The sequence below is a fragment of the Bifidobacterium catulorum genome (genome assembly GCF_003129925.1).
GTDB classification, from domain to species: Bacteria; Actinomycetota; Actinomycetes; order Actinomycetales; family Bifidobacteriaceae; genus Galliscardovia; species Galliscardovia catulorum.
Genome location: NZ_QFFN01000078.1, coordinates 1 through 1,135 on the forward strand (window position 1 = coordinate 1; position 1,135 = coordinate 1,135).

Below are 1,135 nucleotides of genomic sequence, written 5' to 3' on the forward strand. Positions count from 1 at the left end.
ACAATGAAGATGGGTTTCCGTTGGTATGGCGAGGGTAATGACACCATTTCGCTGGATGATATTCGTCAGATCCCGGGTGTGGAGACGATCGTCTGGTCGCTGCATCACAAGCAGGCGGGCGAGCTGTGGGAGCCGGGGGAGATCGAGGCCGAGATGGAGAAGATCACCGGCCTGTCCCGGTATGATCGCGAGCATGGGATCACGAAGACGTTCAACGCGGACGTGGTCGAGTCGGTGAACGTGCACGAGTCGATCAAGACCGGCAAGACGATGCTGGGCATGAGCCGCGACGAGGCGCTTGACAACTACGTCAAGACGATCGAGAACCTGGGCAAGGCCGGGGTGAAGGTCGTGACGTACAACTTCATGCCGGTGTTCGACTGGCTGCGCACGGACATGTTCCACCCGTCGCCGGACGGGTCGACGGCGCTGTACTACGACGCGCACAAGGTGGCCGAGCTGACGGACCCGCAGAAGCTGGTCGACGAGACGCTTGAGGGCGCCAACGGTCTGACGATGCCGGGCTGGGAGCCGGAGCGTCTGGCGCATCTGCCGGAGTTCATCGAGGCGTACAGGGGCATCGACCATGACAAGTACTACGAGAACTACAAGGTGTTCCTGGACGCGGTGATCCCGACGTGCGAGAAGTACGACGTGAAGCTGGCGGTGCATCCGGACGATCCGGCGTTCGACCTGTTCGGCTGGCCGCGCGTGGTGTCGTCGAAGGAGGGCATCCAGCGTGTGCTGGACCTGAACCCGAGCCCGTACAACGGCCTGTGCCTGTGCCTGGGCTCGTTCAGCTCGCGTCGTGGCAACGATCCGGTGGACGCGGTGAAGACGTTCATGGACCGCATCCACTTCTCGCATGTGCGCAACATCAAGTTCCTGGACGAGGCGGGCTCGTTCTCGGAGGTGGGCCACCGCGCCTCGGAGGGCGACGTGGACACGGTCGGCATCATGAAGGCGTATGCGGAGGCGGACTACCAGGGCTACATCCGTCCGGACCACGGCCGTCATCTGTGGGACGAGAACACGCCGGAGCACAAGCCGCGTCCGGGTTACGGCCTGTACGACCGTGCGCTGGGCATCCAGTACCTGCTGGGCGTGTGGGACACCGTCCGCTACGGCAAGTGAT

General features: G+C 63.2%; 1 protein-coding gene. It reads left to right on the plus strand.

Features of this window, described 5'->3' with window-relative positions:
• Nucleotides 1-1,134: mannonate dehydratase (gene uxuA / locus DF200_RS10555; RefSeq protein WP_241520242.1), on the plus strand; the 1,134-nt coding region annotated here is incomplete at its 5' end.
• Nucleotide 1,135: the final 1 nt, after the last annotated feature.